Source organism: Halorubrum sp. C191 (assembly GCF_002727095.1).
Lineage (GTDB): Archaea > Halobacteriota > Halobacteria > Halobacteriales > Haloferacaceae > Halorubrum > Halorubrum ezzemoulense.
In genome coordinates this window covers 1-17,750 of the sequence record NZ_NHNZ01000196.1, presented here as the reverse complement: position 1 = coordinate 17,750, position 17,750 = coordinate 1, and the positions used below count along the sequence as shown (strand labels likewise).

Sequence of the window (17,750 nt, the reverse complement as noted above, 5' to 3'; positions counted from 1 at the left end):
TCTCTGCGGGAGCGACTCGGAATACGACCGGAGAAACGTGTCGCGCGCGAGCGACGACCGAGCCGAATCGGGGGCGAACTCTGGGGAATCACGACCGAGATACTCGCGTTAACGGCGATCAACCAAAACAGACGCAGCAGCGCCGTTAACCCGGATACAAACCGGATTAAACCGCGTTAAGCGACTTCGCTTTTTATACGGAAAGGGGGACTGGACCCGAGTGGACATGAGCGAACGCACGAGAGCGATCCTACTGGCCGCGGTCGTCGCGCTCGGCGCCGTGACGGGCGTCGCGGCGACGGGCGTCGCGGCCGCCGACGGCGGCCTCGAAGTGGCCGTCGACGACGCGGACGGCGAACCGACGGTCACGGTGACCGAGAACGACACCGCGGTCGAGAACGCGTCGTACGCGGGGACCGGCGAGTACGAGACCGACGCGAACGGCACGGTCGACCTTCCCGCCGCCGAGGAGGACGTCACCGTCGCGGTGACCGCCGCCGCGGGCGACGACACCGCCTCGACGACGGTCGACCTCGAAGCGCCCGACGGCCTCGAACTCGACGTGGAGAACGCCGAGAGCGAGCCCGTCGTCACAGTGACGAACGACGACGACCCGGTCGAGAACGTCTCGGTGAACGTCACGGCCGTCGACGAGAACGCCTCCTACGCCGGCGCGGGCGAGTACGAGACCGACGCGAACGGCACGGTGACGCTGCCGGCCGCCGAGGAGGACGTGACGGTGAACGTCACGGCCGAATACGACAACGAGAGCGCCTCGGAGACGGTCGACATCGAGGCGCCCGACGGCCTCGAAGTGGCCGTCGACGACACCGACGGCGAGCCCGTCGTCACGGTCACCGACAACGGCACCGCGGTCGAGAACGCCTCGGTGACCGTCACGACCGTCGACGAGAACGCCACCTACGCCGGCGCGGGCGAGTACGAGACGGACGAAGACGGAACCGTCGGCCTCCCGGCCGCCGAGGAGAACGTCACAGTCGAGGTGACCGCCGCGTACGAGGGCGAGAGCGTCTCGACGACCGTCGACCTCACCGTCGGGGACGAGGACGAGGCCGAGGGGCAGCCGTTCGGCCAGCTCGTCCGGGAGTTCATCGAGGACATCGAGGACCGCGAGGGCGGCATCGGTGGCGCGGTCTCCGACTTCGTGACGGAGAACAACCCCGGTAACGCCCCGGACCACGCGGGCGGCCCCGGCGGTCCGGACGACGCGGACGATGGCGACGACGCCGAGAACGAGACCGACGCGCCCGGTAACGCGCCCGATCACGCCGGTCCCGACGGTGAGGATGACGACGAGCGCGGCCCGCCGTCCGACGCCGGCCCCGACCGCGAGGAGGACGGCGACGATGCCGAGGAGACCGAGGGTGACGCTGAAGACGACGACGCCGACGAAGAGGGCGAGGACGCCGACGAGGACGAAGAGGACGAGGAGAGCGCGGAAGACGAAGAGGACGAGGAGAGCGCGGAAGACGAGGCTGAAGACGACGCCGACGAGGAGGAAACGGAAGCCGACGAGGACGCTGACGAAGACGAAGCGGACGAGGAAGCCGACGATGACGACGGCGAGGGCGGACCGCCGGACCACGCGGGCGGCCCGGGCGGGAACTGACGACGCGGTCCGCAGTTCGGTTCGGTAACGCGGGCGACGGTCGCCGAGACCGACTCTCATTTTGCGGACGCACTCCGGTGTCGGCAGGGTTTAGTGCGCCGTGAGCGAACCGAGAGGTATGAGCGAAACCGCGTATCCGCCGGTGTCACAGCACCTCTCCGACGTCGATGCGGCCCAGGAAGAGGGCCGCCGGAAGATGGACTGGGCGCTCCAGCACATGCCGATATTGAACGCGCTGCGCGAGGAGTTCGTCGACGAGCAGCCGCTCGCGGGCGAGACCATCGCGATGGCGATGCACGTCGAGGCGAAGACGGCGAACCTCGTCGAACTGCTCGCCGAGGGCGGCGCCGAGGTCGCGATCACCGGGTGTAACCCCCTCTCGACGCACGACGACGTGTCGGCCGCGCTCGACGACCACGAGTCGATCACCTCCTACGCCGTGCGGGGCGTCGACGACGACGAGTACTACGACGCGATGCACGCCTGCATCGCCCACGAGCCGACCGTCACCGTCGACGACGGGATGGACATGGTGAAACTCGTCCACGAGGAGTACCCCGACCTGATCGACTCCATCGTCGGCGGCGCCGAGGAGACGACCACGGGCGTCGACCGCCTGCGCGCGATGGACGCCGACGGCGAGCTCCACTACCCCGTCTTCGCCGTCAACGACACGCCGATGAAGCAGCTGTTCGACAACGTCCACGGCACGGGCGAGTCGTCGCTCGCGACCATCGCGATGACGACGAACCTCTCGTGGGCCGGGAAGAACGTCGTCGTCGGTGGCTACGGCCAGTGCGGGAAGGGCGTCGCCAAGAAGGCGTCCGGGCAGAACGCGAACGTCATCGTCTGCGAGGTCGACCCGCGGAAGGCGCTCGAAGCGCACATGGAGGGGTACGAGGTGCTCCCCATGGAGGAGGCCGCCGCGAAGGGCGACGTGTTCATCACGACGACTGGCAACCGCGACGTGATCACCCGCGAGCACTTCGCGGAGATGAGCGACGGCGTCCTGCTCGCGAACGCCGGCCACTTCGACGTGGAGGTGAACCTCGACGACCTCGACGACCTCGCCGTGGACCGCTACGAGGTCCGCGACGGCGTCGAGGGGTTCGAGATGCCCGACGGCCGCGTCCTCAACGTCATCGCGGAGGGCCGCCTCGTCAACCTCGCCGCGCCCATCGCCTTAGGCCACCCGGTCGAGGTGATGGACCAGAGCTTCGGCGTTCAGGCGGTCGTCGTCCGCGAGCTCGCCGCCAACGGCGACGCGTACGACGCCGGCGTCCACGACGTGCCCGACGAGCTCGATCGCGAGGTGGCGGACATCAAGCTCGCCGCCGAGGGCGTCGAGTACGACGACCTCAGCGACGAGCAGCGCGAGTACATGGGGAGCTGGGAACACGGGACCTGACCCGGCCGGACGGCGACCGCCGAGCCCGCCGGTTCGACCCGCTTTTGTGCCGCGCGACCGTACCGGACGTATGAATCTCACCGCGGTGTTACACTCCGGATTCGGTGTCTCGGTGTTGGCCGGAATCCTCGTCTCCGACACGACGCTTCGCGTCGCCGCGTTCGCGCTCGGCGCGGTCCTCTTCGTCGCCGGCATCGTCGTGTCGCGGCGCGGCGACTGAGACGAGCCGAACGGCGCGTCGCCTCGCCGAACGGTGACGACCGGCCCCGGCTCGCGTCCTTTTTCCCCCGCGACCGCTTACGAGGGCCAGTGACAGTCACGAGCGTCCACGACCCGAGCCACCGCGAGGCCCTCTGGGAGCTGGAGGACGCCTTCGAGCGCGGCGACCTGATCAGCGTCTTCGGCCGCTGTACGGTCAGCTACGAGGGGCGTGCGGCCTCGGACCTGGGCGCCGGCGACCGCCTGCTCGTGTTGAAGCCCGACGGCGCTGCCCTCGTCCACACCGACGAGGGGCGGCAACCCGTCAACTGGCAGCCGCCGGGGTCGGAACACCGCGCCGCGGTGCGCGAGGGACGGCTGCGCGTGCGCTCGACGCGGAGCAACCCCGACGAGACCCTGACCGTCCGCTTCGCGGCCGTCGACCAGCTCTCCGCGATGGCCGTGACCGGCGGCCGCGACCTCACGCTCCACGGGAGCGAGGAGGACCTCCGGACCCGAATCTTGGAGCGCCCCGACCTCGTCGAGCCCGGGTTCGAGCCCCGCGAGACCGAACGCCCGTCCAGCGCCGGTCCGATGGACGTCTTCGGCGTTGACGCCGACGGCACGCCGGTCGTCGTCGAGCTGAAGCGCCGCCGGGTCGGTCCGGACGCCGTGGGACAGCTCGCGCGGTACGTCCGGGCGCTCCGCGAGGAGTTAGGGATCGAGGCGAACGACGACGAGACCGACGACGCGGACTCGCCGGAGGTGCGCGGAATCTTAGTCGCCCCGTCGGTCACCGACCGTGCCGCCGAGCGGCTCGCGGAGCGCGGGTTCGACCACGTCGCGCTCGAACCGACGCCGGAGGAGTGAGCGGGCGGCGTGTCAACGCAGACCGCAATCCGGCGGATCGCCGGTGCTGACTCCCCGAGGAGCCGCGGCGGGCGCCTCGCTATCGAAGGGTTTATCGCCGCAGCGCGGGCTACATCGGACAAGTAGCCATGTCTGACAAACCCGCCTCTATGTATCGGACGATCGACAAGCCGTCGTACACCCGCCGCGAGTACATCACGGGTATCCCCGGCTCGAAGATCGCCCAGCACAACATGGGCGACCTCTCCGCGGAGCCGGACGACTACCCCGTCCAGATCAGCCTCCGCGTCGAGGAGGAGCTCCAGGTTCGACACGGGTCGCTTGAGAGCGCGCGCCTCTCGGCGAACCGCCACCTGATCAAGGAGCTCGGCGAGGGCAACTACAAGATGACCCTCCGCAAGTTCCCCCACCAGGTCATCCGAGAGAACAAGCAGGCGACCGGCGCCGGCGCGGACCGCGTCTCCGACGGGATGCGCCAGGCGTTCGGCAAGCCCGTCGGCACCGCCGCGCGGCTCAACAAGGACGACGTCGTGTTCACCGCCTACTGCGACGTCGAGCAGGCCTCCGTCGTGAAGGAGGCGTTCCGCCGCGCGTACAACAAGCTCTCGCCGCCGTGCCGGATCACGGTCGACCGCGGCGAGAAGCTGCTCGTCTCGTAGACCCCTCGACCCCGACCCCGTCCGTGAGGCGGGTTTTTCTCCGCGCGTTCGCGTGACGTAGCCGCGGCGCCGCGTGTCTCCGAACCGGTTCCGATCTCCGAGCCGAACACCTGAAATACCTCGCTCGCGTACCGCACGGCAGTGTCACAGCAGCTGGCCGAGGTCGAGACGCTGTTCCTCCACGAGGCGCGGAGCGACTACACCGTCGTCGCGAACCGCGACGGCAAGCGCGTGCTCCGCGGGCGGCTCGAACTCAAGGAGACCTCCGCGGGCCCGCGCCCGGGGAAGTTCCGGGTGATCCGCGACGGGGAGGACCACCCCCGCCAGCCGGACGAGTTCGTCGACCTCGCGCGGGCGGCCGGTCGGATCCGCATCTCCGAGCAGACCTCGGCGGAGAACCGGACGCGGCTGAAGGAGATGCTCGACGGCTACCAGCTGGAGGCGACGGCGGTCCGGACCTGCCGGCGCTGCGCGAGCGACGGGCGCTACGGGCCGATCACGAGCGAGGACGCCATCGACCACAACGGCGAGCTGATCTGTCGGGACTGCGCCCGCCGGGAGCTAGAGCGGGAGCTGTCGTACAAAGGGGAGTTCACGGGCGCGGCCGAGGAGCGATTGGAGGAGCTGCTGTACGAGTCGGGCGACCTCGACCGGATTGTGAGTCTCCTCCAGGGCGGACTCGACCCCGACCTCACGAAGTACGACGAGGTGTCGGCGAACGTCGACGACGTCTCGCCCGTCCGGACCGAAGACTTGGACCTCCATCCGGACCTCTCTTCGCACCTCCAAGGCCGCTTCGAGGAGCTACTGCCGGTCCAGAGTCTCTCCGTGCGGAACGGCCTGCTCGACGGCGACGACCAGCTCGTGGTGAGCGCCACGGCGACGGGGAAGACGCTCGTCGGCGAGCTGACCGGGATCGACCGCGCGCTGAAGGGGGACGGGAAGCTGCTCTTCTTGGTCCCGCTCGTCGCGCTCGCCAACCAGAAGCACGAGGACTTCGAGGACCGCTACGGCGACCTGCTCGACGTCTCCATCCGGGTCGGCTCCTCGCGGGTGAACGACGACGGCAACCGCTTCGACCCGAACGCCGACGTGATCGTCGGCACCTACGAGGGGATCGACCACGCGCTCCGGACGGGCAAGGACCTCGGCGACGTGGGGACGGTCGTCATCGACGAGGTCCACACGCTGAAGGAGGGCGAGCGCGGCCACCGGCTCGACGGGCTCATCTCCCGGCTGAAGTACTACAGCGAGGACCGGATGGAGACCCGCGCGGGCTACGACGGGACGCAGTTCGTCTACCTCTCGGCGACCGTCGGGAACCCGGAGTGGCTCGCGGAGAAGCTCCGCGCGACGCTCATCGAGTACGAGGAGCGCCCGGTCCCCATCGAGCGCCACGTCACCTTCGCTGACAGCCGTGAGAAGGCCCAGATCGCCGACAAGCTCGTGAAACGCGAGTTCGACACGAAGTCGTCGAAGGGGTACCGCGGGCAGACGATCATCTTCACCAACTCGCGGCGGCGCTGTCACGAGATCAGCCGCAAGCTCCGGTACGACTCCGCGCCGTACCACGCCGGCCTCGACTACGGGCGCCGGAAGAAGGTCGAGCGCATGTTCGGGAATCAGGACCTCTCGGCGGTCGTCACCACCGCGGCGCTGGCGGCCGGCGTCGACTTCCCCGCCTCACAGGTGATCTTCGACTCGCTGGCGATGGGGATCGAGTGGCTCTCCGTCCAGGAGTTCTCGCAGATGCTCGGGCGCGCCGGACGCCCGGACTACCACGACCGCGGCCGAGTCTACCTCCTCGTCGAGCCGGACGGCGTCTACCACGGGTCGATGGACCGCACGGAGGACGAGGTGGCGTTCACCCTGCTGAAAGGCGAGATGGAGGACGTGGCGACGCACTACGACGAGACCGCGGCCGCCGAGGAGACGCTCGCGAACGTCGTCGTCGCCGGCAAGAAGGCGAAGCGGCTCAACGACCGGATGATCGGCGAGGTCCCCACCAAGCACGCGCTCGGGAAGCTGCTGGAGTGGAACTTCATCGACGGCTTCGAGCCGACGCCGCTCGGCCGCGGGGTGACGCGGCACTTCCTCGCGCCCGACGAGGCGTTCTTCATCCTCGACTCGGTCCGGAAGGGGACCGACCCGTACGACATCGTCGCCGACCTCGAACGGCGCGACGACGAGGAGTGACGACGCGCAACGAAACCCTTTAGCGGCTCTTCGGGGTACGTAGGAGTACGGGACCGTGGGTTAGTGGTATACTCCGAGCCTTGGGTGCTCGTGACCCCGGTTCGAATCCGGGCGGTCCCATTCTGCCGCTGCGAGCAATTCGCGAGCAGCGGCGGTGGAACGGATTCGAAGCAGGGAGTGGAGCGAGCAGCGCGAGCGGAACGACCGAGGTTCGAATCCGGGCGGTCCCATTCTGCTGTTGCGAACAATCCGTGAGCAGTGGCGACTATTTACAAATAAGAGGCGGTGGCGCGTGCCTGCGAGGCCGCCCCGCGGCCGAGCAGCACGCGCGAGGGAGTCAGTCACCGGAGCGAAGCGGAGGCGACTGACGAGGCTGGGGAGGTGTGAGGTGCGGTCGCGGTGCGGGGTGGGACTCAAAAGGGCAGCCGGGAGGCGGGCGCAGGTGACGCAAGCACCGCAGCGAGGGAGCGAACGGAGTGACGAGGAGCGCAGCGAGCGTGCGCCCGCCTCCCGGCTGGGACTTTGGAGGTGTTCACCACTGATCCACCGGCGCCTGTTTATAAATAGACCGCCAGGATTTTGAAATTCCGCACCGCACCACCGATCACTATTTAAAAACGATCTCAGGCCAAGTCAGTCAGCGACTGCTGTTCGTACACGTCGGGGTCGGCGGGGGGCGCGTCCCGGATCTCGGGGTAGTACTCCAGCAGCTGCGTCGCCAGCTCCTCGCCGAGCCGGACCGGGACGGCGTTGCCGATCTGTTTCATCACGTCGGTCTTCGTCCCCTCGAAGACGAACTCGTCGGGGAACGTCTGGAGCCGAGCCATCTCGCGGGGCGTGAGGTACCGGTCCTCACTGGGGTGGATGAAGACGTTCGTGCTCACCGTCAGCGACGGCTCCTCGGGGTCGAGCCGGCGGAGGTACGTCCCGTACCGCTTGACGATCTCCGGCTCGTGCGGGCAGGTGTCGGTGTCCTCGCAGTCGCACTGGTACTTCTTCGTCTTCAGGCGGTCGGGGAGGTCGCGGTAGTAACCGCCCGGGGGAACGTGACGGATGCGTTCGAGCGTCTTCTCGCCGGTGTCGGCGTACGTCATGTTCGGGAGGTCGTCGGTCGCGTCCGCGAGCGCCTCGCCGGCGGTGCGCCAGTGCCCCTCGGGCGTCGTCGGCTCAGGAAAGCGGATCGGCACGTCGCGATTGGTGCCCATGAAGAAGATCCGGCGGCGCTTCTGGGGGACGCCGTACTGTTCGGCCTCCAGCACTCGGTACTCGCACTTGTAGCCGTGCGCCGCGAACTCGTCGACGATGAGGTCTTTCACGTACCGGTCGTCACTGGTCTGGCGGTTGATCAGGTCGCGGACGTTCTCCATCAACACCAACTGTGGTTCGAGGACGGAGACGACCCGGAGGAACTCCTCGAACAGCGTGTTCCGGCGGTCCTTCTCCATCTCGTCGAGCTCGATCTGCTCGTTGTTGAGCCGGCTGAACCCCTGACAGGGCGGCCCGCCGATCACCACGTCGACGCCGTCAGGGTCGTAGCCCGCGCCCGCGGCCGCCTCGCGGATCGCCGGGGCGTCAAGTTCGCGCACGTCCCCTTCGAGGAACTCGGTGTCGGCGAAGTTCCGTCGGTACGTCTCCGCCGCGGGCTCCCACTGGTCGCTCCCGAGGGCCACGTCGAAGCCCGCCCGCTCGAATCCCAAGTCGAGGCCGCCGCAGCCGGAGAAGAAGCCGGCGACCACCGGCGCGTCAGCGTCGGCGTCAGCGCCCACCGGGATCACCTCGGCGATGCGGGGACACGCGTGCTCGATCCATTTCGTGCCTCGATTCGCCGCGGGCGCATAAAAGCGTCACACCTCAGGCCGGGACGGCAGGTTCGCTGGCGGCCGGCGCGTCGTCGTCCGGCGTCAGGCCCGCCGCTCGCTGATCTCCTCGGCGATCCGCTCGTCGGGGCGGCGGAGCTCGCCGGACTCGACCTCGTAGACGTAGCCGGAGACGGTGGTGTCGTCCGGGATGAACGCGGACTCGCGGAGGTACTCGACCTGCGCGGCGCAGGCCGCGTCGATGTCGTCGGTCATCTTCACCCAGTCGAGGAGGTCGGCGTCGCCGATCGTGAGCTCCGGCAGCGACGGGTCGAGGTCCGCGGCGTCGATGTCGCCCGTCTCGGCTTCGAGCCCCTCGCGGATCGCCTCGTCGGGCGCGCTCATCATCCCGCAGTCGGTGTGGTTGATAACGACGATCTCGTCGGTGTCGAAGAAGTTCGTCGTGAGCGCGGCCGACCGGATCACGTCGTCGGTCACCTTCCCGCCGGCGTTGCGGAACACCTGCGCGTCGCCGAGGTCGATGCCGAGCGCCTCCTCGATCGGGATTCGCTCGTCCATACAGGCGACGACGAGGAGGTTCTTATCGGTCGGGATCCCTTTCCGGCGGCGGCGCGCCCAGTCGTCGCGCTCGTCGACCGCGGCGTCGAGATGTTCGTGGTGCGCGTCGTGGTCGGCGTGGTCGTGCGATGGCATCGCTCGATCGGAGGGGTGGGACAAAAGGGATCGTTGCGAAAACCGAGATCCCCGCCGTCGACGCGGATCGGCGGCGATATCGTCCGATATCGAGGACGCGTGGCAGATCGGTCGATCCGGATTCGACCGACGCGGGCGGGTCGAGGCGTCGACCGAGGCGGTCCGCCCGCAGCCTTTCGAAATCCTTTTGTCCCGAATCGGCATTGATATGAGTGCGAGCCGCCTTAGCTCAGACTGGGAGAGCACTCGACTGAAGATCGAGCTGTCCCCCGTTCAAATCGGGGAGGCGGCATATTCTGAACCCGCGAGCGACAGCGAGCGGACGACCGCGGGTCACTCATCGTCGACGAGGACGGTCGCGAGGCGGTCGCCGCAGTGCGGGCAGTTCAGCGTCTGCCAGGTGTCGGGATCCAGATCGCCGAACGGCTCGGACCGGCGCGCGTCCGCGGCGGCGACGCTCGCGCCGCAGGTCTCGCAGTCGTGGGTGTCGTCGGGATCGGTCATCGCCGGGCGTACGGGCGCCTCGGCGAAACCGACTTCGCCGCGCGGCGCCTCCGATCGTCCATGAGCCGGTTCGCGGCGGTGGCGTTCGACCTCGACGACACGCTGTGCCGCCACGACCACGACGTGGACGCCCTCTACCGCCGGGCGTTCGAGGAGGCGGGCGTGGAGCCGTTCGGCGAGCCGGAGGAGCTGTGGCCCCTCCTCGACGGCCCGCCGGACCCCGACGATCGCGTCGGCTACCTCGGCGCGGGGTTCGCGCGGTTGGCGGCGCAACACGGGAGAGACGTGGACCCCGTCGCGCTCGCGGCGGCGTTCGAGGCGGTCGCGGACGAGTCGCGGGTGGCGTACCTGCCGGGCGCGACCGAGGCGCTGGCGGCCGCGGCGGCGGCGGGTCCCGTGGGCGTGCTCACGAACGGTCCCGAGGACCGACAGCGGGCGAAGATCGAGGCGCTCGGGTTGGACGACCTCGTCGACGCGATCGTGTACGCCGGGGACCTGCCCCGCCGGAAGCCGCACGCGGAACCGTTCGAGCGGCTGACCGCGGCGCTGTCGGTCGATGCCGAAGAGACGCTGTACGTCGGGAACTCGCTGTCGTACGACGTCGCGGGCGCGCACAACGCCGGGCTCCGGTCCGCGTGGCTCCGCGCGAGTCCCGACGACGCGCCCGGCGCGTACGGGCCGGACCACGTCGTCGACTCGTTAGCGGAGATCGCGGACCTGCTGGCCGAGGGGCGCGGAGCCGACGGCCGCGAGCCCGGAGGCGAAGCAGCGGCGACCGAGCCGGAGGAGAGTCGGTGAGCGACGCGGTCAGGGGTCGCGCCCTCGCCAAGGCGAGACCGGGGGCGACGGTCGCGAGCGTCGAACCGCTCGGGCGGGGGAACCGCAAGCGGACGGAGGTGGTGCGATTCGAGAGCGCCGCGCCGGTGGTCGTCCAACGCTCCGAAACGCCGGCCGCGACCCGGACCGAGGCGGCGCTGCTGACGGCGATCGGCGATCGGACGGACGTGCCGGTCCCCCGGCCGCTCGGCGAGGGCGTCGCCGACGGGACGGGGTGGTTCGTGACGCCGCTGGTCGACGGCCGCGACCTCCACGAGGCGTTCGTCGACCTCGGTCCGGCGGACCGGCGGGGGGTCGCGCGGGCGTTCGGCCGCTGGCTCGCGGCGCTCCACGAGGCGTTTCGGTTCTCGGGGTGCGGGCGGCTCGCGGTCGACGGCGCGGCGGGCGGCGGAGCGATCGACGCGGAGTCGGTCCTCGGACGCGACGCGTCGCTGTCCGTCCGCGATCCGGTCGGCGCCGACGAGTGGCTCCGGGAGTTCGGGGAGCGACACGCCGACCGGCTCCCCGAGGAGTTCGACGGGCTCCGCGCTCGGCTTCGGGACGCGTTCCGGGAGTCGACCGCGTCCGACACCGATCCGCGGCTGTTCCCGTGGGACTTCCGCCCGGGGAACGCCCTCGTCGCGGACGGCGCGGTGACGGCCGTCCTCGACTGGGAGGCGCCGCTGGCCGCCCCGCGTGGCGTGTCGGTCGCGAAGACCGAACACCTCGTCGTCGACTGGTACGTGCCGGCGGCCGAGACCGGGCCGCTCAGGCGGGCGTTCCGCGACGGCTACGAATCCGTCGCGCCGCTCCCGCGCGTCGAGCGTGCCCACCGCGCCGCGGCCGTCGCGAGCGCGGTCGTCGACGGCGAGGGCGTGGTGACGAACCCGCGCTACCCGCCGGTCGACCGCGACGCGGCGGTCGAGTTCCATCGACGGGCGCTTCGGCGCGCGCTGGACAACAGACCCGGATAGACCACTCCGAGACGAGGCGCCGGTCAGTACAGCGCCGTGGCCGCGAGGATGCCGGCGGTCTGGCCGAGGCCGACGAGCGCGATGCCCGCGACCGTCCCCGCCGCGGAGCCGGCGAACGCGGCGACGACCGCGCCCACGACCGAACACGCGGCCGCGGCGTGGTGGACGGTCGAGCGCGGGGCCGTCGCGTCGCGAAGCCCCGTGTAGACGAACGCCGGCGCGGGCAGGAGCATCCAGCCGTAGAAGGCGACGGCGAGGAGCGCGCCGGTCGGGAGCGCGGCCGCGAGCCCGGCCCCGTCGCGTGCGAGGAACCCGAGGACGCCCGCGAGCGTGACCGGGGTCCCCGCGAGGATCACCAGCTTCCACGCGCGGAGGACTCCCGTCGCCATGTCGCGCCACGAGGCGACGACGAAGGCGACGAGCAGGGCGCTCATGACGACGTGCGCGACGAACAGCGCGTGGAGGGAGACCGCACCGAGGACCGCCGCCGCGGCGACGCCCCACGCCGCGGGGACCAGCAGCGCGGGACCGTTCTCGCGGAGCGTGATGGCGGGGCCGTCCGCTTGGTACTCGTGTGACACGTTGGTCGCTTCCGCGCCGAGGAATATAAACGTCGGCGTCCGGTGGGGCGCCGAAGAACGACACGATCCGGTCTCGCTCGCGCCGCGAATCTGTTGTTCGGGCAGTGTTCGCTGATAAAGTTTCGGTTATTCGGAAACGATCGTCTAGAGAGAGTCGTGGTAACTGTACACTCGCAATCCTTATGACCCGACAGGGCCTCTCTTTATTCGCAATGGCGACCGGAAAGGTTGATTTCTTCAACGACACTGGCGGCTACGGATTTATCGAGACTGACGACGCGGACGACGACGTGTTCTTCCACATGGAAGACGTCGGCGGCCCGGACCTCGAAGAGGGCCAGGAGCTCGAGTTCGACATCGAGTCCTCCGAGAAGGGTCCCCGCGCGACGAACGTCGTTCGGCAGTAAGCCGATCCGAGAAGGTGGGTCGGTCCGGCTGACGCCGAACGCGACTCTGACACACGGTATCAAACGTTTTCGTCCGCGTCGCGGGCTCGCGTCCGCCGCGGTCGTATTTTACGCTCGACGAGCGCCCCGCTCGTCGCGTGCGCGCGTCGTACCCGGAGAAGAGATGAGAGCGACCGCGTCCGCGCTCAGATGTGTTGCCCGAAGAGCCCGCGGCCCTTCGTCACCTCGACGTCGCCCTCGACTTTCGTCTGACAGGAGAGGCGGACGTCGTGGTTCGGGTGGTGCGGCGGGAGCCAGAGACGGGCCTTCTCCTTCTTGCTCGGCTCGCTGACCTCGCCGTCGACCTGGACCGCACAGGAGCCGCACGACCCGGAACCGCGGCAGTTGAGCTGTTCCATCTTGCCGTTGTAGACGGAGAGACCGGCCTCTTTGAGCACGTCGCGCAGATTGGCGCCCTTCTCGCACTCGATTTCCTCGCCCTTGTAGGATACAGTAGGCATGTCGACTCACGGTACGCGAGCGATCCACAAAAGAGTCTGTGTCCGCGGGGCGCGGCGACCGGAACCGCAAGCGCCGACCGCGGCACGCCCAGAAACGGTCGTGTGCCGAGCGTCGGACGCCGACGGGGCGTTTTTTACCCTCGGCACCGCAGGGTGGCACAATGGGACTCAGGTGTCTGCTCGGACACGACTTCGGCGAACCCGAACTCCAGCGCGAGCGCGAGGAGGAGGGCGACGAGGTCGTCACGACCGTCAAGGAGGTGAAGACCTGCGCTCGCTGCGGCGAGACGCAGATCGTCAGCGAGAATACCGAGGTGACGACGATGGAGCAGCTGGCGGACGAGGCCGCCGCGAACGCCGGCGGCGAGACCGCCGGCGCGTCGGCCGCGGCGCCGACGCGCGACGACGCCCCGGACGCTGCCGAGGAGGGCGCCGGACCCGGCACGGCGTCGGGAGGGGTCGGTGCGGCCGACGCCGGGACGGCGGACGAGGGCGTGACCCTCGACGAGGAGCCCGGAGCCGGGAGCGACGACGCGGTGATCCTCGACGACGGGGCCGCGGCCGACGAGCCGGCGGGGCCGACCGACGCCGCTCCGGCTGCGGACCGCGTCGACGCGGCGACGGGCGCGGCGGACGGTCCGAACGCGCCGGACGACGCGGGCTCGCCGGACGGAGCAGATCCGGCGGACGAGGACACGGAGGTGTTGGGCGCGGGCGGCGAGTCGGCGTCCGCGCCGTCGCCCCCGGCCGAGACCGAATCCGGTGCCCCCTCGGGCGACGACGCGGACGCGGAGGGCGACGACGGCGTGATCCTCGACGAGGACGAGGAGCCGGCCGACGACCGGGAGCGGGGCGCGTGGCCGGAGGTCGACGAGGAGGACGCCGGCGCCGACGGAGCCACCGCGTGGCCCGATCACGGCGGCGAAGACGAGGGGTTCAGCGCGGAGGTCGGTGAGGGCGGTGACGCCGACGTCGAGTTCGGCGGCGGGCTCACCCCGGAGGCCGCGGATGGGCGGGAAGAGCAGGAATCGGCGACGGAGTACGTCAAGGCGCCCGACGACGGCGAGGGCGCCACGTTCGACGCCGGCGGCGAGGGCGGGACGGGGATCACCCGGGGCGAGAGCCCCGAGTTGGAGACGGTGGGCGACGACGCCCCGACGGAGTACTACTGTCCCGAGTGCGGGATGGTCCGGGCGGCGGACGGGAGTTCGATGCGCGCGGGAGACATCTGTCCGGAGTGTAAGCGCGGGTACGTCGACGAGCGTCCTCGGTAGGCGGAGCGGAAGCGGGCAGTTCGGGCCGAACCCGCCGAGCGGCCGTGACGAAACTGGTTTACGCCGGCCTGTCGAACGGTCGCGGCATGAAGGAGTACAAGATGCGCCGCGGCGAGCATCTGGACGACCGCATGCCGGACCTGAAGGGTTCGATCGAGGAGTACTTCGGCGAGGTCACCGGCACCGAGGAGTGGGAGGGGCACGAGCTGTACGTCGTCGCCGACCCCGACAACCCGGTGTTCGAGCGCATCGTCGCGGGCGCCGCCGAGTACGGGAGCAAGAAGGACAAGCTGGCGGTCCACTTCGAGGAGCGCCCCGCCGAGGACGTCATCGCGGAGGGGAACGCCGACGCCGCCGCGGACGCCGTCGACGCGAAAAACGACTTCCTCCTGGAGGCGACCGGGCGCGACGCGAAGTCGCGCCGCGACTCGCTGAAGCGCGAAGTCGAGGACGACGCCCCCGATTACTGAGCGGTTTCTGCGGCGACCGGTTCTCGTCCGTCGAGGAAAGCGCGGAGCCCGCTAGCGTCCCGCTCGCGCGACTGAACCCCGCGAGAGAGTCGTCACCGTCCTCGAAACGTCGTCGCCTCCTCACGGGAAGCGTCATCGCCCGACGAGAATCGGCTCCACTCGGCGGTGAGACTGTCAGGATCGATCTGGTGAATATTTATTCAGATTTGAGTTAAAACTCCGGCAGTTTTAAGCCGTACGGGGACGAAACGGTGTGTATGAGCATTGAGACGGTCGTGCTGGCGGTCGGATCGGAGGACGGGAAACGCGTCGAGCGGCTCGCAGAGGAGATCATCTCCGTCGCCGAGCCGGCGGACGCCGAGGTCGTGTTGACCCACGTGTTCGACAGGGAGGAGTTCGACGAGACCAGCGCGAAGCTCGGGTTTGAGCCGGAGAGCGAGAGCTCGACGCCCGACGCCATCGCGGAGCGACACACCACCACCCGGAAGCTCTCGGAGGCGCTCTCCGAGGCCGGCGTGCGACACTCCGTCCGGGGCGCGGTGGGAGACCTCGCGGACGAGGTCGTCGAGACGGCCGAGGGCCTCGAAGCCGACCGCGTCGTGGTCGGCGGGCGGCGCCGCTCGCCGACCGGGAAGGCCGTCTTCGGCAGCGTCGCGCAGGAGGTCATGCTCTCGGCGCCGTGCCCGGTCACCTTCGTCCGCGAGCCGGCGTCGTAACGCGGTTTCGCGGTACGGACCCCGTTTGTTATTCACGGTCGACCGCGCGAAGCGTCCCGCTTAAGTGAGACGGGTCCGCGCTTACACCCGATGTACTACGTGGGCGTCGACCTCGGGGCGACGAACGTCCGGGCGGCCGTCGGCGACGAGAGCGCGGCGGTCCTCGGCTCCGCGTCGCGGGGTACGCCGCGGGGGCCGAACGGCATCGCCGTCACCGAGGCCGTGTTGGAGGTGGTCCGCGGGGCCTGTACGGACGCGGGAATCGCGCCGAGCGAGGCGGTCGCGGCCGGGATCGGCTCCATCGGTCCGCTCGATCTGGCGGAGGGGGTCGTCCAGGGGCCCGCGAACCTCCCGGACACGGTCGAGCGCATCCCGCTCGTCGGGCCGGTCGGTCGGTTGCTCGACACCGACGAGGTGTACCTCCACAACGACACCATCGCGGGCGTCATCGGCGAGCGGTTCCACTCCGAGCGCAACCCCGACGACATGGTGTATCTCACCATCTCCTCGGGGATCGGCGCGGGCGTCGCCGTCGACGGGAACGTCCTCTCTGGGTGGGACGGCAACGCCGGCGAGGTCGGCCACATGACCGTCGACCCGCACGGGTTCATGACCTGCGGCTGCGGGCTCGACGGCCACTGGGAGGGGTACTGCTCGGGCAACAACATCCCGAAGTACGCCCGGGAGCTCCACGAGGAGGACCCCATCGAGACGATCCTCCCGATCGAGGACCCCGACTTCTCCGCGGTCGACGTGTTCGAGGCGGCGGGCGAGGACACCTTCGCCGACCACGTGATCGACCAGGTCGCCCACTGGAACGCCATGGGGATCGCCAACATCATCCACGCGTACGCGCCGCTCGTCGTGAGCGTCGGCGGCGCGGTCGCGCTCAACAACCCCGACCGCGTCCTCGACCCGATCCGCGAGAAGCTCCCGGAGATGGTGTTCATCAACGTCCCGGAGGTTCGACTCACCGACCTCGGCGACGACGTCGTGGTGAAAGGCGCCCTCGCGAGCGCGCTGACGGGCGGGACCGGCGACCGGGCGCGCGTCGAGAACGCGCCCTGACCGAGCGCGGCGACGGCGGCCCGCGGGCTACTGCTCGAACTCGTCGAGCTCCGGTTCCACGTCGGCGCCGACCGCGTCGCGCGTGTCGAGGTACGCGTCGCGGTACCGCCAGATCTTCCGGAGGAGGACGTACCCGAACGCGCCCTGGAAGACGATGACGAAGCCGAACAGCGCGAGGACCTGCGGGAGGCCGAAGAGTCCCGCGGCGACGCCGGTCACCGGACCGACGAGCGTGTTGTACAGCGCGTGGATCGCCGCCGCGAGGACGAGCCCCTTGACGATGATCGGGCCGCGGTTCCCGGGATTGAACTTCGCGAGCCCGAGATAGTAGCCCGCGAACGCCGAGTAGACGACGTGTCCCGGTCCCGCGAGCGCCCGGAGCGCGGCGATGCCGTCGCCGGCGCCCAGCGCCGCGATGCCGACCGTCAGCTCCGCCATGTCGACGTTCTGGGCGATGTACACGAAGTTCTCGATGACGACGAAGCCGAGCCCCGCGATGGCGCCGTAGACGGCGCCGTCGATGACGGCGTCGAAGCGGGCGTCGGTGTACGCGTACAGCCGCACCGCGAGCAGCTTCACCGACTCCTCTATCGGGCCGACGACGACGAAGAAGAACACGACGATTCCGAGGAAGCCGAGCGGCCGGAAGTACGGCTGGAGCACGCTGTTCAGGATCGCCGCGAACGTCGCGGTGAGGATAGAGAGGAGGAACGTCGCCACGAGGAGCGACAGCGGCTCGCCGGTCGTCACGTCCGAGACGTACACGTACGCGGCCAGCCCCAGAGCGGGGATCACGGAGAGCCCGAGGAGGACCGCGATGGCCGGGTCGAAGAGGAGCCCGAGTCCGAACGAGCCGAGGATCGCCAAGAGTCCGACGAACGCGACGAGGACGACCCCGGCCTTCGCGGTCCTCCTCGGGCTCTCCGTGATCCCCGCTCTGGGGCTGGCCGCGTACGTGTACGTCTCGGA

The 17,750-nt window shown here is 69.8% G+C and carries 19 protein-coding genes and 2 tRNA genes; 15 read left to right on the top strand and 6 right to left on the bottom strand.

Annotated features, from left to right (window positions below; all coding sequences use genetic code 11):
• Nucleotides 1–226 precede the first annotated feature (226 nt).
• The 7 genes from Z052_RS17570 to Z052_RS17545 all read left to right on the top strand — a co-directional run bounded on the left by Z052_RS17570 (nucleotide 227) and on the right by Z052_RS17545 (nucleotide 7,081).
• Nucleotides 227–1,630: a DNA primase gene (locus tag Z052_RS17570; RefSeq protein ID WP_144050067.1), complete on the top strand. Its 1,404-nt coding sequence runs from the start codon at nucleotides 227–229 to the stop codon at nucleotides 1,628–1,630.
• A gap of 118 nt (nucleotides 1,631–1,748) precedes the next feature.
• Complete coding sequence (locus tag Z052_RS17565) at nucleotides 1,749–3,038, top strand: adenosylhomocysteinase (RefSeq protein ID WP_099289302.1); 1,290 nt, start codon at nucleotides 1,749–1,751, stop codon at nucleotides 3,036–3,038.
• A 70-nt stretch (nucleotides 3,039–3,108) separates the two neighbouring features.
• Nucleotides 3,109–3,258, top strand: coding sequence for a hypothetical protein (locus Z052_RS20635; RefSeq protein WP_167373095.1), 150 nt, complete (start codon nucleotides 3,109–3,111; stop codon nucleotides 3,256–3,258).
• A gap of 89 nt (nucleotides 3,259–3,347) precedes the next feature.
• Entirely contained in the window at nucleotides 3,348–4,106 is a 759-nt protein-coding gene (nucS, locus tag Z052_RS17560) for an endonuclease NucS (RefSeq protein WP_094494889.1), read from the top strand.
• A 128-nt stretch (nucleotides 4,107–4,234) separates the two neighbouring features.
• Nucleotides 4,235–4,765, top strand: a complete 531-nt coding sequence (locus Z052_RS17555) for a 50S ribosomal protein L16 (protein ID WP_004599151.1) — start codon at nucleotides 4,235–4,237, stop codon at nucleotides 4,763–4,765.
• A gap of 141 nt (nucleotides 4,766–4,906) precedes the next feature.
• Entirely contained in the window at nucleotides 4,907–6,961 is a 2,055-nt protein-coding gene (locus Z052_RS17550; protein ID WP_099289301.1) for a DEAD/DEAH box helicase, read from the top strand.
• A 49-nt stretch (nucleotides 6,962–7,010) separates the two neighbouring features.
• Nucleotides 7,011–7,081: transfer RNA gene (locus tag Z052_RS17545), tRNA-Pro, on the top strand.
• A gap of 503 nt (nucleotides 7,082–7,584) precedes the next feature.
• On the opposite strand, the gene Z052_RS17540 is transcribed toward Z052_RS17545, so the two are convergent.
• Both Z052_RS17540 and Z052_RS17535 read right to left on the bottom strand, forming a co-directional pair.
• Nucleotides 7,585–8,733, bottom strand: coding sequence for a DNA cytosine methyltransferase (locus Z052_RS17540; protein ID WP_394334821.1), 1,149 nt, complete (start codon nucleotides 8,731–8,733; stop codon nucleotides 7,585–7,587).
• A gap of 129 nt (nucleotides 8,734–8,862) precedes the next feature.
• Complete coding sequence (locus Z052_RS17535; RefSeq protein WP_049932855.1) at nucleotides 8,863–9,471, bottom strand: carbonic anhydrase; 609 nt, start codon at nucleotides 9,469–9,471, stop codon at nucleotides 8,863–8,865.
• A 218-nt stretch (nucleotides 9,472–9,689) separates the two neighbouring features.
• Here Z052_RS17535 and Z052_RS17530 point away from each other — a divergent pair.
• A tRNA-Phe gene (locus Z052_RS17530) sits at nucleotides 9,690–9,763 on the top strand.
• A gap of 41 nt (nucleotides 9,764–9,804) precedes the next feature.
• Here Z052_RS17530 and Z052_RS20630 read toward each other — a convergent pair.
• Nucleotides 9,805–9,975: a hypothetical protein gene (locus Z052_RS20630; protein WP_167373096.1), complete on the bottom strand. Its 171-nt coding sequence runs from the start codon at nucleotides 9,973–9,975 to the stop codon at nucleotides 9,805–9,807.
• A 60-nt stretch (nucleotides 9,976–10,035) separates the two neighbouring features.
• Between Z052_RS20630 and Z052_RS17525 the strand changes: the two genes are divergently transcribed.
• On the top strand, nucleotides 10,036–10,773 hold the full coding sequence (locus Z052_RS17525) for an HAD family hydrolase (RefSeq protein WP_049932881.1): 738 nt from the start codon (nucleotides 10,036–10,038) through the stop codon (nucleotides 10,771–10,773).
• Complete coding sequence (locus Z052_RS17520; RefSeq protein WP_099289300.1) at nucleotides 10,770–11,765, top strand: phosphotransferase family protein; 996 nt, start codon at nucleotides 10,770–10,772, stop codon at nucleotides 11,763–11,765. Before Z052_RS17525 ends, Z052_RS17520 begins: the two co-directional genes overlap by 4 nt.
• A gap of 23 nt (nucleotides 11,766–11,788) precedes the next feature.
• Here the strand turns inward: Z052_RS17520 and Z052_RS17515 are convergent, their stop codons facing one another.
• A complete protein-coding gene (locus tag Z052_RS17515) occupies nucleotides 11,789–12,346 on the bottom strand; it encodes a hypothetical protein (protein ID WP_241898000.1) in 558 nt (185 codons plus the stop codon).
• Between the two features lie 212 nt (nucleotides 12,347–12,558).
• On the opposite strand from Z052_RS17515, the gene Z052_RS17510 reads away from it, so the two are divergent.
• The gene (locus tag Z052_RS17510; protein ID WP_004599158.1) at nucleotides 12,559–12,753 is read left to right on the top strand and encodes a cold-shock protein; all 195 of its coding nucleotides are present in this window, start codon (nucleotides 12,559–12,561) and stop codon (nucleotides 12,751–12,753) included.
• A 185-nt stretch (nucleotides 12,754–12,938) separates the two neighbouring features.
• Here the strand turns inward: Z052_RS17510 and Z052_RS17505 are convergent, their stop codons facing one another.
• A complete protein-coding gene (locus Z052_RS17505; protein WP_049932858.1) occupies nucleotides 12,939–13,253 on the bottom strand; it encodes a 2Fe-2S iron-sulfur cluster-binding protein in 315 nt (104 codons plus the stop codon).
• 161 nt (nucleotides 13,254–13,414) lie between these two features.
• Between Z052_RS17505 and Z052_RS17500 the strand changes: the two genes are divergently transcribed.
• The 4 genes from Z052_RS17500 to Z052_RS17485 all read left to right on the top strand — a co-directional run bounded on the left by Z052_RS17500 (nucleotide 13,415) and on the right by Z052_RS17485 (nucleotide 16,781).
• Nucleotides 13,415–14,527: a hypothetical protein gene (locus Z052_RS17500; RefSeq protein WP_099289299.1), complete on the top strand. Its 1,113-nt coding sequence runs from the start codon at nucleotides 13,415–13,417 to the stop codon at nucleotides 14,525–14,527.
• An 86-nt stretch (nucleotides 14,528–14,613) separates the two neighbouring features.
• Nucleotides 14,614–14,997 carry a DUF5611 family protein gene (locus tag Z052_RS17495; protein ID WP_049932860.1) on the top strand — a complete coding sequence of 128 codons (384 nt, stop codon included), beginning with the start codon at nucleotides 14,614–14,616 and terminating at the stop codon, nucleotides 14,995–14,997.
• A gap of 257 nt (nucleotides 14,998–15,254) precedes the next feature.
• On the top strand, nucleotides 15,255–15,713 hold the full coding sequence (locus Z052_RS17490) for a universal stress protein (RefSeq protein ID WP_094494884.1): 459 nt from the start codon (nucleotides 15,255–15,257) through the stop codon (nucleotides 15,711–15,713).
• Nucleotides 15,714–15,803: 90 nt separating this feature from the next.
• Complete coding sequence (locus tag Z052_RS17485) at nucleotides 15,804–16,781, top strand: ROK family protein (RefSeq protein ID WP_049932862.1); 978 nt, start codon at nucleotides 15,804–15,806, stop codon at nucleotides 16,779–16,781.
• A 27-nt stretch (nucleotides 16,782–16,808) separates the two neighbouring features.
• Here the strand turns inward: Z052_RS17485 and Z052_RS17480 are convergent.
• The coding region (locus Z052_RS17480; RefSeq protein ID WP_099289298.1) for a PrsW family intramembrane metalloprotease at nucleotides 16,809–17,750 on the bottom strand (942 nt) is incomplete at its 5' end.